Below are 21120 nucleotides of genomic sequence, written 5' to 3' on the forward strand. Positions count from 1 at the left end.
GTGGCAGGAAATAACAGAGAAGTTGGAGTGGGCAATGGTGTATTTATCCAAAAACGGCAAAAAGAGTAGGCAGAGAAAATCCAAGCAAAACAACACGTTAGACGGTATTATTAATTCGCTTGCCGCTTAAGGTTCTGTACATGATGCTGGCCATTCGGCGCCTACAGCACCATCCGGGCCCCGCCCGCTGGTTAATGGAGCGCATTGGAAGCTGTAATCCAGGGGCGGTAGCGTGGGTTGGGGTCGGAAACACTCGATTTTGCAGGTGAACGTTGAAGATAATAAGGTTAAAAAATGGATAGGCTAATTAGCAACGAAAGTTTGCCGGATTCTGTCTGGTGTTCCAATAGTTCTGAAATGAGATTACCTGATAACTTGGGAAGGTGCGAATAAGTCATATGGCACGAGAGCATTTACTGGTAACCCATTGATATTAAATGACTAAAATTTTCATTTTTTGTTCGTGGGATACTTGTTCGCACTTTCCTTAATGGAGTCTACAGATAGATATATCAAAGAGCTGGCATCATTGCATGGCGTAGGAAATTGTCGACATAGGGATATTATCTTGTCTTGCTTTGATCGAAATGAAGATCTTGCTATCGATATATTGAATCAAGTACAAAGCTCCAAAAGTGGGTGAGCTTGTATTCACTCCACCGGACCGCCACTTACAAGAACAATCTGGGACACTCCCCTTTCTGAGCCAGCCATTCCTTGGCTGGCTCACGATTTAGCCCCTATCCCTCCAACCAATACTCCCTTTCAACCCCCACCCCGGCCACAAAGTCAGGATCGTGGGAGACCAGCAGCAAGGTGCCCGGATAGTCGGCCAGCACCTGAATAAGCAGTTGGCGCGAAGCGTGACCCAGATGGTTGTCCGGCTTATCCAGCAGCGGTCTGTCACTTATAGGATTACATCCAGCAATGAAGTCCCATAGGAGTTATCTATGGTGCAACGCCACTGGCCATCGGGCTCTTTGCGAAACACATAGGTGGCGCGCCGGGTTTCATCAATCCACCCCTCCCTGCCCGGGTAGCGCAGCCGGGTCTCCATGATCACCAGGGCGTTGTCGGCCCCCTCGATCACCTCCATGGCCCCCTGGGTCACCTCAAGCTGACCGTCAAAGTAATCGGAGATGGCAGTGAAGGCGCAGCGGATGGCGGGAATGCCGCGCACCACCATGCCGGGTTTGACCACCAGGGCGGCGTCTTCGGCGTAGAAGGTCATCAGGGCGTCGAAGTCGCGCCGGGAGATGGCGGCGTCACAGGTCTCGATCAGGGTACGAAGGGGATGCGGGCTCATGCGGTGCTCCTTGTTTCAGGGGTATAGGGCGGGCTACCCGCCCTATACCGGACATCAATACCGGACATAAAAAAATCCCCCGCTCTCGTGAAAAAGCGGGGGATCGTCAGCATCTCATGACGGCTTAACCGAGCAGGAAGGCCTTGAGGCGGCCAAAGTCTGCGGGCAGATCGTGAGACAGGAGCGGCAGCGCGGCGTGCTTGGCGAGCGGGCCCGGCAGCGGCACATCCAGATTCAGGATCTCGTCCACCGACTCCTTGAACTTGGCCGGATGGGCGGTGCAGAGGAAGACCCCAACCTCGTCTTGCCCAAGCTGCTCGTTCAGCAGATCCCAGGCAATCGCCCCGTGGGGCTCGCACAGGTAATCCAGCTGATGCAGGCGTTTGAGCGCATCGCGGGTCTGGGCATCATCACGCATCCCTGAGCCCAAGGTTTCCAGCGCCCAGCCCTTGCGACGGCACAGCTCTTCCACCCGCGGCCAGTTGTTGGGGCGGCTCACGTCCATGGCGTTCGACAGGGTCGCGACCGTCTGGTGCGGCTCCCACTGGCCGGTTTTCAGGTAGCGCGGTACGGTGTCGTTGGCGTTGGTGGCGGCGATAAAGCGCTTCACCGGCAGCCCCAGCGCCTTGGCGATGAGACCCGCGGTGAGGTTGCCGAAGTTGCCGGACGGCACGCTGATGACCGCCTTGGCGCGATCGGCTTTCGGCAACTGGGCCACGGCTTCGAAGTAGTAGCAGACCTGGGCCAGCAGGCGGCTGATGTTGATGGAGTTGGCGGAGTTGAGGCCGATGGCGGTCTTGAGCCCTTCATCGTCGAAGGCATCCTTGACCAGCGCCTGACAGGCATCGAAGTCACCGTCGATGGCGAGGGTGCGGATGTTGCCGCCCAGGGTGCAGAAGAGCGCCTCCTGCAAGGGGCTTATCTTGCCCTTGGGGTAGAGGATCACCACTTCAATCCCCTCCAGGCCGTAGAAGGCGTGGGCCACGGCGGCACCAGTGTCGCCGGAGGTGGCGGTGAGGATGGTGATCTTGTCATTGGTTCTGAACGCAGCCAGACACTGGGCCATGAAGCGGCCGCCGAAATCCTTGAACGCCAGGGTCGGGCCGTGGAACAGCTCGAGGGCATAGGTGCCATCTTTGAGCTTCACCAGGGGCGCCGGGAAGGTGAAAGCGGCGTCGATAAGCTCGCTCACCTTGGCAGCCGGTACTTCGTCACCCAGCAGGTGGCTCAGGATGCGGGCCGAGCGCTCGGCCAGCGGCAGATCCAGCAGGGCATCCACATCGGCCAGCGGCTCCAGGGTCTCTGGGAAGAACAGCCCCTGCTCGCGGCCCAGACCCTGACGCACCGCCTGGGCGAAGCTCACCTGTTCACTCTTGTCCTTGATGTTGTAAAGATTCATAGCTCGCTTCCTGTTACCCGTGCCCCGGCCATGTCCAGTTTGCAGACCCGGGCAAATCCATCTTCATTGCGCACGAAGTGCGCTTCCATCCACTCTTTCATGCGTTCGGCCTGGGCCAGATCCTTCATCACCACGAACACGGTGGGACCGGACCCCGAGATGCCGGTGGCCAGCGCCCCGTTCTGGGCCCCCTGGGCCCGCACCTCGTTGAAGCCTTCAATCAGGGCCGCGCGATAAGGCTCGGCGATGACGTCTTTCAGGACGCTGGCGGCCAGCCCTTCCTGGCGGCTGTAGCTGGCATGCACGAAGGCGGCCAGCCGGCGGCCATAGGTGAGGCAGTCCTGGCGGCGATACTGGGCCGGCAGGATGGCGCGGGCGGCGGCGGTGGAGACCACGGTGCCCGGGTAGCAGACCACCCAGTACCACTCGTCAAACACCGGGATGCCCTGGCTGATGACGCCCCCCTCCTCCAGCACCAGCTGCATGCCGCCCAGATAACAGGGCGCCACGTTGTCGTAATGGACGGAGCCGGAGATCTTCCCTTCCATCTCCCCCATCAACAGCAGCAGGTCGTGTTCATTCAGGGGCGCACCGTGGAAGGCGTTGAGTCCTTCCAGCGCCGCCACCACGCTGCAGGCGCTCGATCCCAGGCCCGAGCCCACCGGCAGGTTCTTCTCCAGCACCATTTCCAGCGGCTTGAGACCAAGGCCGCGCTTCTCAAGCGCCTCGCCATAGGCGACCCAGCAGTCGTGGAGGATGTTCTTTTTCGGGTCGTCCGGCAACTTGTGGGCGTAACGGCCCACGGAAGAGAGAGCGAAAGGCACCTCTGCCGATTTGACCTGGACGCGGTCACCCAGCAGGGAGCCATCCACGGGGGCAAGCGCCGCCCCCAGGACGTCAAAGCCCACGCTCAGGTTGGCGCTGGAGGCCGGGGCATAGGCCACCACGCTGCCGCCGATTTCTACATTCGGGTTCATCTCTGAACTCATGTTACAGCTCCTGCTTCCAGTTCTGGGTGCGCAGCACATCGGCGAAGACACCGGCGGCGGTCACTTCGGTCCCTGCGCCATAGCCGCGCAGTACCAGGGGGATGGGCTGGTAATAGGTGGAGAAGAAGGCGAGCGCGTTCTCCCCGTCTTTTACCTTGAACAGGGGCTCGTCACCACCCACCGCCTTGATGGCCACCTTGCACTTGCCACCCTCGATGGAGCCGACGTAACGCAGCACCTTGCCTTCACGCTGGGCCGCCGCGAACTGGTCGCGGAACCAGCCGTCGGCCTCGGGCAGGCGGGCCATGAAGGCCTCCACGTCGCCGCTCACGTCAAAGCCCGGCGGCAGTGCCTGCTCCACCTCCACATCGGAGAGCTCCAGCGCCATGCCGGCCTCGCGGGCCAGAATGAGCAGCTTGCGAGCCACGTCCATGCCGTTCAGGTCATCGCGGGGATCCGGCTCGGTGAAGCCGTTGCCGCGGGCGATCTGGGTAGCCTCGGAGAAGGCCATCCCCTCGTCCAGCTTGCCGAAGATGAAGGAGAGCGACCCGGACAGGATGCCGTCGAAGGCGCGCAGCTTGTCACCGGCCTTGATGAGGTTTTGCAGGTTCTCAATGACCGGCAGGCCCGCGCCCACGTTGGTCTCGTACAGGAACTTGCGGCGGGTCTGGCGGGCGGTGCGACGCAGCGCCTTGTAGTAATCGAGCGACCCGGTGTTGGCCTTCTTGTTCGGGGTGACCACGTGGAAACCGGCCCCCAGGAAATCGGCGTACTGGACGGCCACGGCTTCGCTCGAGGTGCAGTCGACGATCACCGGGTTGATGAGGTGGCTCTCTTCCACCAGCTTCTTCACCGCCTCCAGGCTGAAACTGCCTTGTGCTTCCACCAGCTGTTCACGCCAGTTGGCGAGGGCCAGGCCATCCTTGTTGACCGCCATCTGACGGCTGTTGGCGATGCCCACTACTCGCAGGCCGGTGCCCTGCTCGGCCAGTACCGGCTGCTGGCGGGCAATCTGATCCACCAGGGCTGCACCGACGCCGCCCACCCCGACCACGAAGAGATCGATGAACTGCTGGCTGCCAAAGAAGTTCTGGTGGCACGCCTTGATGGCTTCCGCCACCTTGCCGGAGCGCACGACCGCGGAGATGGAGCGCTCGCTCGACCCTTGTGCGATGGCGACGATGTTGATGGAGGCCTGGGCCAGGGAGGTAAAGAAGCGCGCCGCCATCCCCTTGGAGGTGCGCATGCCGTCACCGATGAGGGAGATGATGGCCAGATCGGTCATGATCTCGAGCGGGTCCAGCAACTGGTTCTTGAACTCCAGCTCGAACTCGCGCTCCAGCACCTTGCGGGTCTTGTCGCTGTCGTAGCTGTGGATACAGAAGCTGACGCTGTACTCGGAGGACGACTGGGTAATCAGCACGATGCTGACCCCGGCGCGGGAGACGGCGGAGAAGATGCGACCGGCCATGCCCACCATGCCCTTCATGCCGGGACCGGAGACGTTGAACATGCACATGCCGGAGAGATCCGAGATGGCCTTCACCTTCAGATCGTCATCCCCCTGATCGACCCCGATGAGGGTACCCGGACCCTGGGGGTTGAAGCTGTTCTTGATGAGGCAGGGAATGTGGAACTGGGCCACGGGGGCGATGGTCTTCGGGTGCAGCACCTTGGCACCGAAGTAGGAGAGCTCCATCGCCTCTTTATAGGAGAGGGTTTTGAGCAGGTAGGCATCCGGTACCAGGCGCGGGTCGCAGTTGTAGCAGCCCTCCACGTCGGTCCAGATCTCGCAGCACTCGGCATCGACGCAGGCGGCCAAGACGGCGGCGGAATAGTCGGAGCCGTTGCGGCCCAGCAGCACGGTCTCGCCCTTGTCGCTGCCACCGGTGAAGCCCGGCATCAGGTAGAGACAATCAGAGCGCAGGCCCTTGGCGGCGAAGCGCACCCGGGAGGCTTCGATGTCCACATGGGCTTCGAGGTAGCCGCCATCGGTGACCAGCAACTGCTCGGGCACGATGAGATCCAGCTCGAGGCCGCGCACCCGCAAGAGCTCGTGCATGAAGGCGATGGAGAGGTTCTCGCCACGGCTCAGGATGCGGGCCTGGACGTTGTCCGGGCAGAGCCCCAGCAGACGGATACCCTGCATCAGCCGCTCGACCTGATCCAGTTCGCTGGTCAAACGAGCCTGCAGCGCCTTGTCATCCAGCGCGGGATAGGCGGCCTTCAAGCCGGCCAGCAGGCGGGAGAAGATGCCGTTGATCTCGAACAGGGTACTGCTTGCATCCATGCCGCGACTGGTCTGTTCCACCAGGGCGACCAGGTGATTGGTCACCTTGGCCGGTGCCGACAGCACCAGGGCCACCTGGGATTGGCCGTGGGTATTCACCGCGATATCGGCAACCCGCAAGAAACGCTCTGCGTCGGCCAGTGACGACCCGCCAAATTTCAACACTCTCATCGCTATCTCCCTGTATTCCCTGCAAATTGATCTGCTAATTGGTCTAAAAACAATCCAACAAAAAAGGCCCGTACTGGGTGGGTACGGGCCTTTTTCTGATTTCTGTGCTTGTTCGTCAGCGCATCAACCGGCCCCAGTGCCACCTGTGGTGGTACCGGTAATAATGGTGGTGGTGATGATGTTGGTGAATAGCTGCATGACGAACACTCTTGAACGAATCTGGTTGTTAGCAATACCGCGCCCGGCGAGGGGCTGTCAACCTAAACCTCCTTGCCAAACTTGCGGGCAAGGTCTTTGCAGAGCAGATGGAGCATATTGAGATCCCGCTGCGGCAGCATGGGCACTCGGTCCATCACCCATTGATGCAGTTTTTCATCCTGCGAAACTCCGAGTTCACCAAGCAATTCTGCTGTTTTTGATTTCAGCACGCGAACCTGCCCGGCACTCTCGAAATTTTCTGCTACGTCCTGCTCGTCGCTCACTTTCTGGTCATCGAGCAGCGGACTCAGCTCATAGGCATACAGCATGATCGCCTGACCCAGGTTCAGGGACGGGTATGAGACCTTGAGAGGCAGGTAGCTGATGAGATCCACCTGGGCGAGCTGTTCGTTGGAGAGTCCGGACTCCTCGCAGCCAAACACGATGGCCACCTTCTCGAGGGAGGGCTTGGCCCGGATCTGGTCGCGAATGTCCGCCGGGGTGAGGTAGTGCTGGTAGCGGCCGCGCTGCCGGGCGGTGGTGGCGACCACCAGATCCATGTCCGCCAGGGCCTCTTCCAGGGTGTCGAAGGCTTGCGCATCCGTCAGGATCTCCTGCGCCCCGTGGGCAACCCAGCTCGCCTCCTCCTCTTTGTGCACCCGGCTCCCCACCAGTCGCATGGCATCGAAGCCCATGGTCTTCATGGCGCGGGCAGCAGCCCCCACGTTGGCGGCACGGGCGGGCGACACCAGCACAAAATAGAGTTTCATCGGGTTCTCTCCAGGATGGGGCCGACGCCGCGAACTGCGGCGAACCGTCGGCAAAACAGGGGCGCAATCTACCGTTTATCCCGAAATATTGCCACTTGAACAGATGTTTGGATGTTGCCATAGTGGCCTTGGACGCGAGTCCGCCGCCTCAGGGCACTGATGCCATGGGCCCGACAGATCACAAGGAAGAGAGAGATGCAGCAGCCATTGGAGCAGGCGGTCGCCGAGACGATCCTGCAACGTTTTGAGTCGTTTTACAGCCGCTTTCTCGAGATAACCCAGGGCAGCAAGAGCCGTTTCGAGAACAGCGACTGGCTGGGGGTCCAGCTCGCCGGTCGAGAGCGCATCCGCCTCTATGATCACCATGTCGGCGCCACCACGGCGCAGATCAAACAGATGATGGGGGAGCAGCTGCCGACCCAGGCCCTGCTCAAGCAGGTGAAAGGCGCCTTCAGCGATCTCCTGCCCCGCTGCGAGAACTTCGAGGTGGCGGAGTCCTTCTTCAATTCCGTCTATCGCCGCATCTTCCGCCATCGCAACATCCGCGACGAGAACCTTTATATCCACCCCTTCGTGAGCCGGGGTGACAATCCTGACCTGGGATCCTTGCTGCGTATCTATCGCACCGATCTCTCCCACCTGCCCCAGACCCTGAGCCAGTTGCTCGGGGATTACAGCTTCACCCTCCCTTTCGAAGACAAGCAGCGGGACATCATGGACATCCACCGCCATCTGGCAGAGAGCGGCCCGGCCATCCTGCACGAGGAGCCCTTCGCCATCGAGCTGCTCAGGGAGGTGTTCTATCGCAACAAGGGAGCCTATCTGGTGGGGCTCATCCGGGTGAAGGGAGAAGTCTATCCCTTCATCTTGCCCCTGCTCAGCACCGGTCAGAGCATCTATGTGGACACCGTCATCTTCGAGCCGGAGCTGGCCTCCATCGTGTTCGGCTTCGCCCGCGCCTACTTCATGGTCTATGCCCCGGTACCGGCGCTCTTTGTGGCCTTCCTTCGCCAGATCATGCCCCGCAAACCGGACTATGAAATCTACAACGCCATCGGCTGCCAGAAACACGGCAAGACCGAGCTCTATCGTCACTACCAGCAGCACCTGGCCCAGAGCCGGGAGCAGTTCGTCATTGCGCCCGGCATCAAGGGGATGGTGATGAGCGTGTTCACCCTCCCCTCCTACGATGTGGTGTTCAAGGTGATAAAAGACGAGTTCACCCCGCCCAAGGAGGTGAGCCACGAGCAGGTGAAGGAGAAATACCGGCTGGTAAAACAGCACGATAGAGTGGGCCGCATGGCAGATACCCAGGAGTTCACCAACTTCGAGTTTCCCCTCGATCGCATCTCGCCGGAGCTGTTGGCCGAGCTCAAGGCGGTGGCGCCCTCTGCGCTTACCCTCACCGCCGACAAGCTGGTGATCAAACACCTCTACACCGAGCGCAAGATGATCCCGCTCAACCTCTATCTGGATCAGGCGGACGAACAGCAGACCCGCCTCGCCCTGGAGGAGTACGGCAACGCCATCCGCCAGCTCGCGGCGGCCAACATCTTCCCCGGCGACATGCTGTTCAAGAACTTCGGGGTGACTCGCCACGGTCGGGTGGTCTTCTACGACTACGACGAGATCTGCTACATGACGGAATGCAACTTCCGCCAGATCCCGCCGCCCCGCTACCCGGAGGACGAGTGGAGCGCCGAACCCTGGTACTCGGTGGCCCCCAACGACATCTTCCCCGAGGAGTTCGCCACCTTCCTGCTGCAAAAGCCCCAGGTGCGGGAGATCATGATGCAGGTGCACAAGGACTTGTTCGATGCCAACTACTGGAAGATGCTGCAGAGCAACATCAAGGAGGGGGTGTTCGAGGATGTCTATCCCTACCGGCGCAAGAAGCGGTTTCGCTTCCAGCGAGGGGGATGACCCGGCATCAGGCACAAAAAGGGACGCCATGGTGTCCCTTATCACATTCTTATGCACGCTGGCGCAGGGGTCGCCTGCGACAGCCTTTGACGAGATCCCGGCTTATTTCACGGCGTCAAAGGTCAGCAAGGTGGCCTTGTCGGCATCCTTGAGTACCAGCTGTTTGCCGCTGATCTGGAAGCTCGCCACCTTCTCCAGGGTCTGCAGGTAGTTCATCTCCTTACCGGCCAGATCCCCCGCACACATCATGCGCGTCGAACCCATGGCGCCCAGAGTCAACACGCCGTCACCCTGCTCTGTGATGCCGCCAAAGTAGCGGTTGCAGCCGCCCTTGCCCGCCACCTTGTCACCGGCGACCTGCAGGGTGAAGGTATCACCGCTCGCCCCTTGCAGTTGCCAGGTCGATGCCTGCAATTGTGCCAGCGTAGAGCCCGTAGTCATGGCGCAGCCTCCCAGGGCCAGAGCGGCCAGCAGGATCAGTTTGTTGTTCATCAGTTCACCTCGTGATGGAACGTGTCGTAACGACACGGAGTGAGGGGCCTGTGTACCATGACTGCGGCGTCAATCAAAACTCTTTTATTGTGATCGGGGTTCCCTTTACTCCCCGCTGGCATGTGCCATGCTTGTAGTCCTGTTCGGACCCAGGGAGGGGAAACGAATGGTCAAGTCTCTCGTCATCGCAATGGCATCCAGCCTCGTCTTTTCGGCTCAGGCCGCCGACTGGAGTTTTCTCCAGATCGAATCGGACAACCCGCTCTACATCAAAAGCTATTCCGGCGTATTGCTCGGCAACCAGAGCCACCTGGGCGACAACTTCGACCTCTGGCTCATCAATACCGGCTATCAATACCCGCTTCAGGATGACATCAGCCTCTACATGGAGGCGGGCCCCGCCATCGGCCCCCAAAGTGGGCAGGCCGGGTTCAATATCAGCTCTGGGGTGCGCTATCGCCTCTCCCCGTCACTCAACATCGGCAGCCAGCTCAAGCAACTGGAGGTGAGCAAGGCCAGCACCCTGGTTGAGCTCAACAGCAGCCTGCTGGTGACCCCTTCCCTGGCCATCACCGCCAATTACGGACTCAGTGCCTTCAACACGGAACACTTTCTCACTCTGGGAGTGGGCTTCAACTTCTGAGGTTCAGAGGAGCCTGGCGCCGCTCACCAGCACACCGTTGAGGTCGGCGTAGACATAGTCGCCGGGCGCTATGGTCACACCGGCAAAAGAGACCACGGCATCCAGCGTGCCCAGACCCCGTTTCTCTGTCTTGACCGGGCAGGGGGCCAGGGCCTTGACCCCCAGCGCCAGGGTCGCCAGCGTCCCCACATCCCGCACGGCCCCGTTGATGAGGATCCCCTCCCACCCCTGCTCCACCGCCTTGATGGCCAGCTGATCCCCGAGCAGCGCCCGACGCAGGGAGCCGCCCCCGTCGATCACCATCACCTTGCCATGGCCGGGACGGTTGACCAGCTCACGCACCAGGCTGTTGTCTTCAAAGCAGGAGAGGGTCACGGCCTCGCCGTAAAACAGCGCCTTGCCGCCATAGTCCTGAAACAGGGGATCAGCGATCCTAAGGGCATCGCCATGTTCATCGCAAAGGTCGGGCAGCAGGTCCAGCATGATCATCATCCTTCCATGGAGTGAAATGTGTCCGCTCATTCTTTCATCATGTCGGGGCGCTGACAATCCACCGGCCGGGTGCCCTGTCCGGATGGCGGGGGGTCATGTCAGCCCAAAGGCCTGAACCGCCAGCGGGACGCAAGCGCCCCCAGATGACAGGGCGGCCCTTCCAGCAACACGGGCACCAGCCAGAGCTCTCCTTCACGCACCCAATAGAGGGCATTCTGGCCAAATCGGGCGGCCAGCCGGATCGCTTCTGGCAGCGAAAGCGGCAACAACAACGACGCCTCCTGCCAGCGCCCATCCTCATCGCTCCCCCAGACCTCTCCCATGACGGGACAGTCGCCCACTTGCCGGACAAGGGCTCGCTGGCGACGGGCATTGCGGCGCAGCCCCACCCACCGGCTGGCCGGGTTCCAGGCCGTGACAATGGCATAGGCTGGGCAGCTGGGAGGCGCAAAGGGGGCGATGAAGCACACTTTTCTGTAGTTTTCCCACAAAGTCATGTCAACCACATGTTACATCCCATTACATTTATTAAGGGCGAAAAAGCGGGTCAGCCCAAGTATGATGCAGCGAACTCGGGGATTGACTTATATCAAAGCTGAGTTAAAAAGTTGCTATCTGACGGCAAAGAGTGTTGTTATGCGCCTGTTAACTGATAAAATGCAGCAACTTTTGTAATGGACTACCTCTCCGGGCTTCTCTTGTTCAGACTTGTTGAGAGCCCATGTACGGCACAGGGATGCTTGCCGACATAGTTACCAAATTCGCGATGATTCGACCTGATATTCATACCCAGGATGACGTAATAAATTTTCAGGACCGGTCGGATAACGCCAAAGAGTGTTAAAATTTCGATAATTAACTGATAAGAATCTGGGAATACTCATGCAAACACCACATATTCTGATCGTCGAAGACGAGCTGGTCACCCGCAACACCCTCAAGAGCATCTTCGAAGCCGAAGGCTACATCGTGCTGGAAGCCAACAACGGTGACGAGATGCACCAGGCCCTGACCAGCCACACCATCAACCTGGTGATCATGGACATCAACCTGCCAGGCAAGAACGGCCTGCTGCTGGCGCGCGAGTTGCGTGAAGATGACAACATCGCCCTGATGTTCCTGACCGGTCGCGACAACGAAGTGGACAAGATCCTGGGGCTGGAGATCGGTGCAGATGACTACATCACCAAGCCGTTCAATCCCCGTGAACTGACCATCCGTGCCCGCAACCTGCTGAGCCGCACCATGAACGTGGCCGCCGGTGGCGAAGAGAAGAAGCTGGTGGAACGTTATCTGTTCAATGGCTGGGCCCTGGACATCAACAGCCGCGCCCTGGTCAGCCCGGCTGGCGACATGTTCAAGCTGCCCCGCTCCGAGTTCCGCGCCATGCTGCATTTCTGCGAGAACCCGGGCCAGATCCAGACCCGTGCCGAGCTGCTCAAGAAGATGACGGGCCGCGAACTCAAGCCCCACGACCGCACCGTGGACGTGACCATCCGCCGTATTCGCAAGCACTTCGAGAGCGTGGGCGACACCCCGGAGATCATCGCCACCATCCATGGCGAAGGCTATCGCTTCTGCGGCGAGTTGGAGCAGGAGTAATCCTCCCCACTCCCGAGTTGAAGAGGCGCCCTGTGGCGCCTTTTCCATGTCTGCGCCTTTCAGCTTGGCCGCTCTGGCACTCTCGCCGGCATCAAAAAACAGACAACAAAAAGCCCACTCGCAGGAGTGGGCTTTTTGTGTGAAGACTGGAGCGGGCAGCGGGAATCGAACCCGCATCATCAGCTTGGAAGGCTGAGGTAATAGCCATTATACGATGCCCGCTAGGCATCAAAACGTGCTTGGTGTGATGGGGAATCCCCACGACAGACAGCCATCTGGCTGATATGGACAACGGCGCGTGCCGCTATCTGGAATGTGGAGCGGGTGATGGGAATCGAACCCACGTATGCAGCTTGGGAAGCTACCGTTCTACCATTGAACTACACCCGCGTCAGTGGCCTCTACTATATGCATTTTGCCGCCGAGCGCAATCACCGACCTCGCATTTTTTGCCATAAATCAAGCTGTTCGGCCAACTAATGAGCATGAAGCCGATTTTTCACACAATGATGTTCCTCCGCCCGGTTCTGCAAGGTTGCCAAGCCGTGGGGGCGACGATAGTCTTGCGCCACTCGTTTGAGGAGGGTGGTAATGGACAAGAACAGACAGAAACATCTCTATGGCTGGTTGCGCAAACAATCGGGCCATGGTCGGCGCTGGATCGGCATCTCCATCGCCTTCGGGCTGGGTCAGGGCGTCCTGATGGTGATGCAGGCCTGGTTGCTGGCGACCCTGCTGCACGGTTTCATCATCGAAGGCTCCACGCCGGAGCACTCCGCCCCCCTCTTCATCAGTCTGTTGCTGGTGACCCTGACCAAGGCGGCCCTGGCCTATGGCCGCGAGGTGGCGAGTTTCAAGGCGGGCAGTGCGGTTCGCCAGGCCATCCGCGAGCTGGTGCTCACCCGCCTCGCCAGGCTCGGCCCTGCTTATATCCAGCGTCGTCCCGCCGGTAGCTGGGCCAGCCTGCTGCTCGAGCAGATCGAAGAGATGCAGGACTTCTTCTCCCGCTATCTGCCCCAGATGGCCATCGCCGTCTTTATTCCCCTGGTGATCCTGGTCTCCGTGTTCCCGGTCAACTGGGCGGCGGGCCTCATTCTGCTCGGCACGGCCCCCCTCATTCCTCTCTTCATGATCCTGGTGGGGGTGGGTGCCGCCGATGCCAACCGCCGCAACTTCCAGTCGCTGGCGCGCCTCTCAGGCCACTTCCTCGATCGCCTGAAGGGACTGCGCACCCTGCAGCTTTTCATGCGTACCCGGGCGGAAGGGGAGGCCATCCGCGATGCATCGGAAGATTTTCGCGAGCGCACCATGGAGGTGCTGCGCCTCGCCTTCCTGAGCACGGCCGTGCTGGAGTTCTTCGCCGCCATCGCGGTGGCCCTGGTGGCCGTCTACTTCGGTTTCTCCTACATCGATCACCTCAACTTTGGCAGCTATGGCGTCAAGGTCACCCTCTTTACCGGCCTGTTCGTGCTCTTCCTCGCCCCCGAGTTCTACGCGCCGCTGCGGGAACTCGGTGCCCACTATCACGCCAAGGCACAGGCCATTGGCGCCGCCGAACAACTGCTGGAATTTCTCGAGGCCGACGTGAGCGAACCCGCCTCCGGGACGCTCCCCTTCCATGCGGATGGCCCCGTCAAGGTAGAAGCCCGCAGCCTGGAAGTGCTGAGCGCCGAGGGCAAGGTGCTGGTCGGTCCCCTCGATTTCACGCTGGAAGCCGGCACGCGCACCGCCCTGGTCGGCATCAGCGGCGCGGGCAAGAGCTCCCTGGTCAATGCCCTGCTCAGTTTTGCCCCCTATCGCGGTTCCCTGTGCGTCAACGGAGTGGAGCTTCGTACCCTGGACATCAGCCAGTGGCGCCAGCAGCTAGGCTGGCTCTCCCAGAATCCCCAACTCTTCCACAGCTCCCTGCGGGACAACCTGCTGCTGGCCAGACCATCCGCCAGCGACGCCGAGCTGGAAGCCGCGCTCAAGCGCGCCCAGGCCTGGGAGTTCGTCAATGAGAAAGGGCTGGACTATCGGGTCGGGGATCAGGCGGGCGGCCTCTCCGTCGGCCAGGCCCAGCGCATCGCCCTTGCCCGCACCCTGCTCAAGACGACCCAGATGATGGTGCTGGATGAACCCACTGCCAGCCTGGATCGCCATTCTGAGCGGGCCGTCATGAGCGCCCTCGAACAGGCCGCACAAGGTCAGACCCTGCTGATGATCACCCACCGCCTCGATCAGCTCAGCCAGATGGACAACATCCTGGTGCTGGCGCACGGCAAGCTGGTGGAGCAGGGACGTTTTGCCGCACTCGGCGAGGCCCAGGGCCCCTTCGCCCGCCTCCTGTCGCAATCCCAAGGTTTCGGAGACTCTCTCGATGACTGATCTATTGCCGTTCCTGCGCCTTTATCGCCAGCACTGGCTCAGCCTCTCCATCGGCCTGCTGCTGGCCCTGGTCACCCTGGTGGCCGGCATGGGCCTGCTCTCCCTCTCCGGCTGGTTCCTCTCCGCCGCCGCCGTCGCCGGGCTGGCGGTCGCCACCCGAGACACCTTCAACTACATGACCCCTGCGGGGGGCGTGCGTTTCTTCTCCATCGTGCGCACCGCCAGTCGCTGGGGCGAGCGGGTCGTGAGCCACGACGCCACCTTCCGGGTGCTGACCCGGCTGCGGGTCTGGTTCTGGCAAAAGCTCTCCCCTCTCTCCCCCGGCTCCCTTGCCGGTTTTCGCCAGGCTGACCTGCTCAACCGTCTGGTGACCGACATCGATGCCATGGATCACGTCTATCTGCGCCTCATTACCCCCATTGGGGCGGCGCTGCTGAGCTGCGCCGGGCTGGTCTTCTTCCTCTCCTTCTTCGATGGTCGCCTGGCGCTGACGCTGGGAGCCATTCTGCTCTTTGGCATGCTGGCCTTGCCCCTGGTCTTCTATTTTGCCGGGCGCGCGCCGGGCCGCCAGCTCATCGCCGAGAAGTCCAACCTGCGTACCCGCATGGTGGACTATCTGGACGGCCAAGCCGAACTGCAGATGTTCGCCGCCGCTCCCGAGGCGCTCACCGGATTGCAGCAGGCGGAGCAGGCCCTGATCCGGGCCCAGGCCCGCATGGCCCGCGTCAGCGGCCTGGCCGCCTTCTCGGTGCAGTTGCTGAGCGGCTGGACTCTGACCCTGATGCTCTGGCTGGCCGGTCACGGCGTCGGTGGCAGTGCCCCTGACCCCATCACGGCACTCATGGTGTTCGCTACCCTGGCGAGCTTCGAGGCGCTGCTGCCGCTGGCCGGTGCCTTCCAGCACCTCTCCACCAGCCTCACCTCCGCCCGCCGTCTCAACGAGATCCTGCAAGAGGCCAAGGCGCCGGAGTGGGGAGCACAGCAAGCCCCCGCTGCCCGGGGTGCCGTGCAGATAAGCGACCTGCATTTCACCTATCCAGGCCAGGATGCTCCCGTGCTGCAAGGGTGCACCCTGCAACTGCATGCCGGGGAGAAGCTGGCGCTGCTGGGGCAGACCGGCTGTGGCAAGTCCACCCTGATGGGGGTGCTGACCCGGGAATGGACGGCCCTATCGGGGGAGATCCTGCTCGATGGCAAGCCCCTCACCGATTACAGCGAAGAGGCGCTGCGCGCCTCCTGCTCCGTGGTGAGCCAGCGGGTCCACCTGTTTGCCGATACCCTGCGTGGCAACCTCACCCTGGCCGCCCCAGGAGCCAGCGACGAACGGCTCATCGAGGTGCTCACGCAGGTGGGGCTCGGGACTCTGCTGCGCGATGAGGGTGAGCAGGCCGAACAGGGACTGGATGCCTGGCTCGGGGACGGCGGGCGTCCGCTCTCCGGCGGGGAGCGCCGCCGCATCGGCATCGCCCGCGCCCTGCTCCACGATGCACCGCTCTGGCTGCTGGACGAGCCCACCGAAGGGCTCGACACCCAGACCGAACGGGAGATCATGGATCTGCTGCTGACCCTGGGGGCGGATCGCACCCTGCTGCTCATCTCCCACCGCCTGCTGGGGCTGGAACGGATGGACAGGGTAGCCCTGATGGAAGAGGGTCGCATCCGTCTGTGTGCCCCCCACCAGGAGCTGCTGGAAGATGATCACTACCGCAGCCTGCACCGGCGGCTGGCCCCCGCCTGATCCGGGATCGTCTCGCTACAATCCATTGATATGGCTAAAAATGGGGCTGGTCGCCATCGGCGACTGCCCCCTATAATGGCCCACTCGCCACCCAACAAGATGCCGATATGAAACGCCTGATCCTGATGATGCCCCTGATTGCCTCCGGTTGCGCCGACTTCGCCTTCAACAGCAATCTGGACAAGGAAAACTTCGACGAGTACTTCAAGCCGGGGAGCGTGCGGATCTACGAGCAGAGCGAGCTCGCCGACCTCAACTACCTCTACCTCGGCACCGTCGAGGGGGAATCCTGCCAGAGCGATGCCAACCAGGCGGTGCCCAATGCCGGTGAAGCCCGCACCCTGGCCCGCCGCCGCGTGGCGGACATGGGGGGCAACGGCGTCAGCTTCGACAAGTGCGCCGAGTTCAGCGACGTGCCCGGCTGCCTGAAGCAGGTGATCTGCTACGGTCAGGCGCTGAAAGTGGCCGAAGAGAAGTAAGTCCTGCCATGGCGATCGCCATCGTGCGACTCGGCAGCCCCCGCCTCGAGGATGAGGGGCTTCGCATCGGTACCGTGCGTCGCCCCCCTCGCGGCGTGCCCAAAGCGGCGTTCGCCAGCCAGGATTGGTACGACGTCTGGTTCCCCAATCTGGCCCCCAGCGCCGAGACCATGAAACTCGGTCAGACTGCCGACACCCCGGCCCGGTGGACCGCCTTCTGCAAGCAGTACAAGGCCGAGATGGCCGCCCCGGCCGCGAAGCACGATCTGGCCCTGCTGGCCGCCCTCTCCCACACCACCCATTTCTCGGTGGGATGCTACTGCGAACAGGAGTCCCGCTGTCATCGCAGTGTGCTGAGGACCCTGCTGGCCGACGCGGGTGCATTGCTGCGCTGAGCGCCCGTCATGGATGAACACCCCACATGAGAAGAGGGCCCCCCGGGGTGCCCTCTTCTTTATGATGTCGGCTAGTACGCATTCGATGACAAGGAAACCTCCACTCGTCGTCGCAAAGCCTGTTCCTCGTCATGGGTCATGCCCGGCAGCGGCCCCCGGGGGTTGCTGGCAAGCCATACCACCAGATCGTCAACCGTCTCCTCCAGGGGGCGAAAGTTCAGCCCATGAACGATGGCGGCCTCGGCGCTGATGGTGCCATACCCAGCATACTCGGGCAGCTCGCTTGGCAGCAGCGTGGGATAGCTTTGCCAGGGCGCCACCCCTGCCGCCATCAGGTCACGCCAGGGAGCCCACTCGAGCTGCAAGGGGGTCACTGGCGTCAGCCGGGCAGCGAGGCGCTCCACCCAGTCGTTCAGTGCGATGCCGGGCTTGATCAGGTTGAAGCACCCAGCGAGTCGCTGCTCGGCAGCCCGCAGCACGAACTCGGCGCAGTCGCGCACATCCAGGTATTGCAGCCTGTCCTCTCCCAGCCCCGGCAAGAGCCAGTGCCCGCCCCGCTGCACCCGCCTCACCCACCAGGCAAGACGAGCGGTCGGGTCAAAGGGGCCGCAGAGCACGCCGGGGCGCAGGGTGCACAGGCGATCTCCCCAGCGGGCGCGATACACCGACTCGCACAGCACCTTGAGGGGGCCGTAGTCGGTGGGCGCTCCTGCCATCTCGTGCAGGGGGGCCGACTCATCCATGCCGGGTTGGGAAAAATCGCGATAGACACTGATGGTGGAGATGAAGATGAGCCGATCACAGCGCCCCAGCAGAGCGTCAGAGAGTCCTTCGGCCTGTTCGGGGCGATAGCAGCAGGTGTCGATGACCAGATCCCAGTGCCGCCCCTCGCCCCGCAAGGGGGCCAGGTCCCCGTCTCTGTCCCCGTGAAGCTGTGTCAGCTCCCGCCAATCCGGGTGCTGGCGGTGGCCGCGATTGAACAGCGTCACCTCGTGCCCCCAATCCAGGGCCAGCGTGGTCAGGTGGCGACCCAGAAAGCCGGTGCCGCCGATAATCAACAATTTCATCCCTGTCTCTCCTCTATGGCGCCCTCTCCTTGCAGCCCCTCCACGGGCAGCCGAAACGGCCATGGCCTGGCATGGTGAGCACACGTCCCAGGCACGCCCTGATGCCGCCAGGCATATCGTCATGGTGCGGGGAGCAGGCTCCTTGCCCGCTCCCCCGCCACCCCTTTTGCCGCCCCACCCTACGCAAGTTGGCACCAGGACACAGCCCCCGGGCACCGGGTCTGGGATCGGGATCACAGGGGCCGCGTCCTGGTGCTCCCCCTGCGTTTTCGGCGTGCCTGTGCTACATTGCCCGGGTTTTCAGCCAGGATCCGCCATGAAGTTCGATATCGATACCCTAGGGATCATCCGCTCTCCCTACAAGGAGAAGTTCGCCATACCCCGCCAGCCCGGTCTGGTCAGCGCGGCTCGCGCCCGCCTCGAACTGCTTCCTCCCTACGATCAGCCCGATGTGCTGCGCGGCATCGAGCAATTCTCCCATCTCTGGATCAGCTTCGTGTTTCACCAGACCATGGATCAGGGCTGGCACCCGACGGTGCGCCCGCCGCGCCTCGGCGGCAACGAGCGGGTCGGGGTCTTTGCCACCCGCTCCACCTTCCGCCCCAACCCCCTCGGTCTCTCCGTGGTCGAGCTGCACGGGGTGGGACGTGAGCGCGGCAAACTCTGGCTCGAGCTGGGCGCCGTGGACTTGCTCGACGGCACCCCCGTCGTCGACATCAAGCCCTATGTCCCCTATGCCGACAGCCTGCCCCACGCCCGTGGCGGTTTCGCCCCCGATGCCCCCACCCCGCCGCTGGCGGTGAGCTTCAGCGCCCAGGCCGAGCAGCAGCTCGCCCCCTGGCTCAAGGCCCACCCGGAGCTGCGTGAACTGGTGAGGGAGGTGCTGGCTCAGGATCCCCGCCCTGCTTACAAGAAGGGCAAGCCGGATGACAAGGTGTACGGTGTCAGATTGTTCGATGTGAACGTGCGATTTCAGATAAAAGAGCCGCAATGTCAGGTACTGGCCATCGAACCCGCTTGAAAAAAGCCTCTCGGGCAGCATGAAAAAAGCCACCCTCCCGGGTCAATGCTGTTCAGATAAGCACATTTTTGACTAATTATTCATAAATGCGACTTGAGTTGGGGGAGCAAGGCTGTTTCCAGTCGATGTTCCTTCAGCCTTTATCCAGCGTGGCTTGCAATAGAAAGAGGGAGGCATCATGCCTCCCTCATTTTTTAGCCCTGATACTACGTGGACTGGAACTCAAATTCTCTTAAGTGAACAGCATTGACCCTCCCGGGTGGCTTTTTTATGGGCAAAACAGGGTGCTCAGCGCCGCTGCAACAGCAGGCTGCCGATGGAGTAACCGGCCCCAAAGGAGCAGAGCACCCCGCGAGCCCCGCTCGGCAGATCCTGGTTGAAGAGGTGGAAGGCGATGATGGAACCCGCCGAGCTGGTGTTGCCGTAGCGGTCGAGGATGACAGGCGCCTCCTGCTGGCTGGCGTCATGGCCCAGCAACTTGCGACCGATGAACTGGTTCATGGTGAGGTTGGCCTGATGAAGCCAGAGCCGGCTCAAGCCATCGGCCGCCCATCCCTGCTCCGCCAGCTGGGAGGCTATCTGATCGCACACCAGGGGCAGCACCTCCTTGAACACCTTGCGCCCCTGCTGGCGAAACAGCTTGTCGTCGCCGTAGCGGGTGCGCGGGCTGAGCCGGTTCAGGAAGCCGAAGTTGTTGCGGATGTTGTTGGAGTACTGGGTCACCAGCTTGCTGGCCACCAGTTGCCAGGGGTTGGCCACCTGGCAATCGGCCTCCCGCTCCAGCAGCACGGCGGTACAGGCGTCGCCGAAGATGAAGTGACTGTCCCGATCGCGGAAGTTGAGGTGACCCGAGCAGATCTCCGGATTGACCACCAGCGCCAGCCGGGCGGTGCCTGCCGCCAGCATGTCCGCGGCGGTCTTGATCCCGAAGGTGGCGGAAGAGCAGGCCACGTTCATGTCGAATGCCAGGCCGCTGGCGCCGAGATAGTGCTGCAATTCGATGGCCAGCGCCGGGTAGGGGCGCGGCATGTTGGAGGCGGCGACGATGACAAGATCGATCTCCCCCGGTTCACGACCGGCGGCGATCAGCGCCTGTTCGGCGGCCGCCACCGCCATCTCCACCATGATGGAGGGCTGATCGTCCGGGCGCTCTGCCATGAGCGGCTGCATGATGTCGGGATCCAGCACCCCCTCGCAGCTCACCAGATAGCGGCTCTTGATGCCGGAGGCCTTCTCGATGAACTCGCAGCTCGAGTGCTGCTTGGCAGGCAGCTGCCCAGCATCGATGGCGGAGGCGTTCTCCTCGTTGTAGAGATCCACGTACTGGTTGAAGGCCGCCACCAGCGCTTCATTGCTGACGGCAAAGGGAGGGGTATAGAGGCCTGAGCCACTGATTACGATAGAGGTCATCTTTGCTCCTGGCCGGGTGCAATCCCGGCTTGTCTGTTTTTTAGGGTTCAGAGGGTCACAGCTGGTCGATGGCCGCAGCCAGACCCGCCAGGGTCAGCGGGTGCATCCGCCCGCCGATCAATTCGTTCATCAACTTGTTGACATCCTCCCCCACCTTAGCGCTTCGCGTCACAGGAGGGGGATTCCCATTACTGGGTGATAGCTGCTCGCGCAGTACCGGGGTCCTGCTTCATCGGGCGGCCTGATTGCACCACGCCTCCACAGGCTAAAACGGCGTGTCCCGCCGCTAAAATATTGCGAGCGCCGTTCACATCGGCGTTCGCCTCATAACCACACGCAGCGCATTTAAACTGGCTTTGCGTCTGGCG

Annotated in this window: 19 protein-coding genes, 2 tRNA genes and 1 other annotated feature; of the genes, 8 read left to right on the forward strand and 13 right to left on the reverse strand. The window is 61.8% G+C overall.

Features of this window, described 5'->3' with window-relative positions; translation table 11 throughout:
• Positions 1-907 precede the first annotated feature (907 nt).
• The 5 genes from MUW49_RS13725 to MUW49_RS13745 form a co-directional block, all read right to left on the reverse strand.
• On the reverse strand, positions 908-1306 hold the full coding sequence (locus MUW49_RS13725) for a DUF4440 domain-containing protein (RefSeq protein WP_210539117.1): 399 nt from the start codon (positions 1304-1306) through the stop codon (positions 908-910).
• A 124-nt stretch (positions 1307-1430) separates the two neighbouring features.
• Positions 1431-2705 (reverse strand): threonine synthase, encoded by a 1275-nt coding sequence (thrC, locus tag MUW49_RS13730; RefSeq protein ID WP_049636630.1) that lies wholly within the window; start codon positions 2703-2705, stop codon positions 1431-1433.
• Complete coding sequence (gene thrB / locus MUW49_RS13735) at positions 2702-3694, reverse strand: homoserine kinase (protein ID WP_029314022.1); 993 nt, start codon at positions 3692-3694, stop codon at positions 2702-2704. Before thrB ends, thrC begins: the two co-directional genes overlap by 4 nt.
• Before the next feature lies 1 nt (position 3695).
• Positions 3696-6155, reverse strand: a complete 2460-nt coding sequence (gene thrA, locus MUW49_RS13740; protein WP_041214768.1) for a bifunctional aspartate kinase/homoserine dehydrogenase I — start codon at positions 6153-6155, stop codon at positions 3696-3698.
• A 57-nt stretch (positions 6156-6212) separates the two neighbouring features.
• Positions 6213-6343, reverse strand: a sequence feature (Thr leader region).
• 72 nt (positions 6344-6415) lie between these two features.
• On the reverse strand, positions 6416-7123 hold the full coding sequence (locus tag MUW49_RS13745) for a tRNA/rRNA methyltransferase (protein ID WP_052814839.1): 708 nt from the start codon (positions 7121-7123) through the stop codon (positions 6416-6418).
• 195 nt (positions 7124-7318) lie between these two features.
• Here MUW49_RS13745 and aceK point away from each other — a divergent pair, with 195 nt between their 5' ends.
• Positions 7319-9046 carry a bifunctional isocitrate dehydrogenase kinase/phosphatase gene (gene aceK, locus MUW49_RS13750; RefSeq protein WP_128297169.1) on the forward strand — a complete coding sequence of 576 codons (1728 nt, stop codon included), beginning with the start codon at positions 7319-7321 and terminating at the stop codon, positions 9044-9046.
• A 102-nt stretch (positions 9047-9148) separates the two neighbouring features.
• Here the strand turns inward: aceK and MUW49_RS13755 are convergent, their stop codons facing one another.
• Positions 9149-9538, reverse strand: a complete 390-nt coding sequence (locus MUW49_RS13755) for an META domain-containing protein (protein ID WP_039039356.1) — start codon at positions 9536-9538, stop codon at positions 9149-9151.
• A 166-nt stretch (positions 9539-9704) separates the two neighbouring features.
• Here MUW49_RS13755 and MUW49_RS13760 point away from each other — a divergent pair, with 166 nt between their 5' ends.
• On the forward strand, positions 9705-10181 hold the full coding sequence (locus MUW49_RS13760) for a hypothetical protein (RefSeq protein ID WP_052814842.1): 477 nt from the start codon (positions 9705-9707) through the stop codon (positions 10179-10181).
• Between the two features lie 3 nt (positions 10182-10184).
• Here the strand turns inward: MUW49_RS13760 and MUW49_RS13765 are convergent, their stop codons facing one another.
• On the reverse strand, positions 10185-10664 hold the full coding sequence (locus MUW49_RS13765) for a putative 4-hydroxy-4-methyl-2-oxoglutarate aldolase (protein ID WP_198497378.1): 480 nt from the start codon (positions 10662-10664) through the stop codon (positions 10185-10187).
• A gap of 107 nt (positions 10665-10771) precedes the next feature.
• A complete protein-coding gene (locus MUW49_RS13770; protein WP_198497379.1) occupies positions 10772-11170 on the reverse strand; it encodes a DUF3293 domain-containing protein in 399 nt (132 codons plus the stop codon).
• Positions 11171-11555: 385 nt separating this feature from the next.
• Here MUW49_RS13770 and arcA point away from each other — a divergent pair, with 385 nt between their 5' ends.
• Positions 11556-12275, forward strand: a complete 720-nt coding sequence (gene arcA, locus MUW49_RS13775) for a two-component system response regulator ArcA (RefSeq protein ID WP_010673581.1) — start codon at positions 11556-11558, stop codon at positions 12273-12275.
• A gap of 147 nt (positions 12276-12422) precedes the next feature.
• Here arcA and MUW49_RS13780 read toward each other — a convergent pair.
• Both MUW49_RS13780 and MUW49_RS13785 read right to left on the reverse strand, forming a co-directional pair.
• Positions 12423-12497: transfer RNA gene (locus MUW49_RS13780), tRNA-Gly, on the reverse strand.
• 94 nt (positions 12498-12591) lie between these two features.
• A tRNA-Gly gene (locus MUW49_RS13785) sits at positions 12592-12665 on the reverse strand.
• Positions 12666-12866: 201 nt separating this feature from the next.
• Here MUW49_RS13785 and cydD point away from each other — a divergent pair.
• From cydD to MUW49_RS13805, 4 genes are all read left to right on the forward strand, one after another.
• A complete protein-coding gene (cydD, locus tag MUW49_RS13790; RefSeq protein ID WP_052815371.1) occupies positions 12867-14642 on the forward strand; it encodes a cysteine/glutathione ABC transporter permease/ATP-binding protein CydD in 1776 nt (591 codons plus the stop codon).
• Positions 14635-16380, forward strand: coding sequence for a cysteine/glutathione ABC transporter ATP-binding protein/permease CydC (cydC, locus tag MUW49_RS13795; RefSeq protein ID WP_210539115.1), 1746 nt, complete (start codon positions 14635-14637; stop codon positions 16378-16380). Before cydD ends, cydC begins: the two co-directional genes overlap by 8 nt.
• Before the next feature lie 107 nt (positions 16381-16487).
• Positions 16488-16859: an Rcs stress response system protein RcsF gene (gene rcsF, locus MUW49_RS13800; protein ID WP_010673578.1), complete on the forward strand. Its 372-nt coding sequence runs from the start codon at positions 16488-16490 to the stop codon at positions 16857-16859.
• 8 nt (positions 16860-16867) lie between these two features.
• Complete coding sequence (locus MUW49_RS13805) at positions 16868-17254, forward strand: DUF488 family protein (protein ID WP_039039351.1); 387 nt, start codon at positions 16868-16870, stop codon at positions 17252-17254.
• Between the two features lie 71 nt (positions 17255-17325).
• Here the strand turns inward: MUW49_RS13805 and MUW49_RS13810 are convergent, their stop codons facing one another.
• Positions 17326-18321 carry an NAD-dependent epimerase/dehydratase family protein gene (locus MUW49_RS13810; RefSeq protein WP_210539114.1) on the reverse strand — a complete coding sequence of 332 codons (996 nt, stop codon included), beginning with the start codon at positions 18319-18321 and terminating at the stop codon, positions 17326-17328.
• A 316-nt stretch (positions 18322-18637) separates the two neighbouring features.
• Here MUW49_RS13810 and tsaA point away from each other — a divergent pair, with 316 nt between their 5' ends.
• Positions 18638-19342: a tRNA (N6-threonylcarbamoyladenosine(37)-N6)-methyltransferase TrmO gene (tsaA, locus tag MUW49_RS13815; RefSeq protein WP_041214760.1), complete on the forward strand. Its 705-nt coding sequence runs from the start codon at positions 18638-18640 to the stop codon at positions 19340-19342.
• 288 nt (positions 19343-19630) lie between these two features.
• On the opposite strand, the gene MUW49_RS13820 is transcribed toward tsaA, so the two are convergent.
• Together MUW49_RS13820 and MUW49_RS13825 are read right to left on the reverse strand one after the other, a co-directional pair.
• The gene (locus tag MUW49_RS13820; RefSeq protein ID WP_048208085.1) at positions 19631-20752 is read right to left on the reverse strand and encodes a beta-ketoacyl-ACP synthase III; all 1122 of its coding nucleotides are present in this window, start codon (positions 20750-20752) and stop codon (positions 19631-19633) included.
• A gap of 188 nt (positions 20753-20940) precedes the next feature.
• On the reverse strand, positions 20941-21120 hold a 180-nt coding region (locus MUW49_RS13825), incomplete at its 5' end, for a zinc ribbon domain-containing protein (protein ID WP_210539113.1).

The organism is Aeromonas sp. LsrichE-8G (genome assembly GCF_022869435.1).
GTDB classification, from domain to species: Bacteria; Pseudomonadota; Gammaproteobacteria; order Enterobacterales; family Aeromonadaceae; genus Aeromonas; species Aeromonas caviae.